Source organism: bacterium (genome assembly GCA_040753085.1).
Lineage (GTDB): Bacteria > UBA9089 > JASEGY01 > JASEGY01 > JASEGY01 > JASEGY01.
On record JBFMHI010000247.1, the window covers coordinates 1 to 1,909 of the forward strand.

The 1,909-nt window shown below is 46.4% G+C and carries 2 protein-coding genes; both read left to right on the plus strand.

The features are described 5' to 3' along the window. The first annotated feature begins 153 nt into the window (after nucleotides 1-153). Nucleotides 154-1,527 (plus strand): glycosyltransferase, encoded by a 1,374-nt coding sequence (locus tag AB1797_14090; GenBank protein ID MEW5768715.1) that lies wholly within the window; start codon nucleotides 154-156, stop codon nucleotides 1,525-1,527. An 8-nt stretch (nucleotides 1,528-1,535) separates the two neighbouring features. Continuing rightward, nucleotides 1,536-1,757, plus strand: coding sequence for a hypothetical protein (locus tag AB1797_14095; protein ID MEW5768716.1), 222 nt, complete (start codon nucleotides 1,536-1,538; stop codon nucleotides 1,755-1,757). Nucleotides 1,758-1,909 lie beyond the last annotated feature (152 nt).

Below are 1,909 nucleotides of genomic sequence, written 5' to 3' on the forward strand. Positions count from 1 at the left end.
GATATTTGCGGGGAAGTTAAGACGAGAAAAGTAGTTTTGTAGAAAAAAATGGTATGATGATGCTATAGCCGATAATGAACTAACCGCAAGGTTTCACAGAAAATTGGACGGTTATGAACCGTCCCGCAAAATTACCTCTACATAGCTACTAAGATGACTAAAAAAGTTCTCCTGATCAGCGTTGAATTTCCTCCCCGAAAGATGGGGAATGTTCGTTTTGTCAAATTTGCCAGGTATCTGCTTGAGTTAGGTTGGCAGGTTTATGTGCTCACTGTTTCGGAAAGATCCATCTGGGAGTTTGACCGTTCAGTAGAAATACCTTCGGGAACCAAAGTCTACCGGGCTTTTCGGCCTAATCCTTTTGTTTTCCTGGATAGACGGTGGCATGAGAAGGATAACCTGAGGACCAAAGAAAATCTCGGGCATAAGGAGTCCTTACCGGCCGCTAAGGCCTTCCCCTCTCCTTTAGAGAGATTCAAAAAGGCCGCCACCCAGATTATTACCCAATTTCGGAGGTATTTCTTTATCCCCACTGAAGAGATAATGTGGCTTCCTTTTGCGGTAATCAAGGGAACCTATTTGTGTTTTAAAGAGAAGGTCGATCTAATTTACTCCACTGCCCCGGATTTCACCAACCATTTAGTGGCCGGATTGATAAGCCTGCTGACCGGAAAGAAATGGGTAGCTGAATACCGTAATTTCTGGACGGATAATCCTACCAGACCGCATAGAACCAGATGGCATAAAGTAATTGAAGAAGGTCTTGACTGGTGGGTTCTTAAAAGATCAACAGCTATTGTGGTTATTGCTGAGGCAATGAAAGAGGCCCTTCTGGAGAGGCGCTCCTTCCTTTGCCCTGAGCGCATCATTTCTATTGACAATGGCTATGACCGGCCTGAATTCGATTCTCTCTCAGCTCCCCCCATAGAGAGCCGACAATTTCTGATTAGCTATACTGGCGCCCTTTACGCTGATTATCCTACCCCGGCCTTTCTGGTGGCCCTGGGAGAACTATTCCAGGAAGATCCAAAGATGAAGCAAACCTGCCGGGTTGATTTCTGCGGGATGGTTAAAGACCAACAGAAGAGAGAAGTGACCAAAATCATCCGCCAGTTCGGCCTGGGAGATAATGTCCGCTTTTTAGGCGAGGTCCCTCGACCGGAGGCCCTCAGGCTTCTGTTGAAATCGGATCTCTTGCTACTGTTATTTATAGTCAGAGGCAACCTTCCCAATCTTGAGACCGTGGTGCCTGGTAAAGTCTTCGATTATATTGCCGCCAGAAAGCCGATTTTGGCTATTGTGCCCCAAGGCATGACCACTGATATTATCAGGGAAGGACGGTTAGGGATAGCAGTCAATACCGACGAGGTGAGCCGCATCAAAGACGCCCTCCGCAGCCTTTATCAGGAACATACTGAGGGGGGGATAAAACTGGAGCCGGATTGGGACTATCTGGAAAGATTCGACCGAAGTTTCCTCACCCAACGGCTATCTGATTTTTTTGAGGAGGTTCTTGAGAGAACATAGCAAGCTCGATGCTCGATACTCGATGCTCGATACTCGATACTCGATGCTCGATCCTCGAGGCTCGGTGCTCGATACTCGATGTTCGATGCTCGATACTCGATGCTCGATGCTCGATGTTTGATACTGGATACTGTATCTGGGATACTGGATCCTTTACCAGCCTCCAGCCTCGAGCCTCGAGTATAGTGGTGATGGTTAGGCAAAAAGTATTGCCTCAACTTTTCACTTGACTTACTTATTTTTATATACTATAATCGTAACTACTCAAAACTAAGTTAAGCAGTTAGTTGGGAGACAAAGCAAAATTCCCTCTCCCTTGATGGGAGAGGGATAGGGTGAGGGTGAAATGGGCGGGCAATATTATTACTCTTGCTAAAAACCT

What these genes read in the sequence shown, in the direction of transcription:
- AB1797_14090 (MEW5768715.1), top strand. Translation starts at nt 154, where the DNA reads ATGACTAAAAAAGTTCTCCTGATCAGCGTTGAATTTCCTCCCCGAAAG.
- AB1797_14095 (MEW5768716.1), top strand. Translation starts at nt 1,536, where the DNA reads ATGCTCGATACTCGATGCTCGATACTCGATACTCGATGCTCGATCCTC.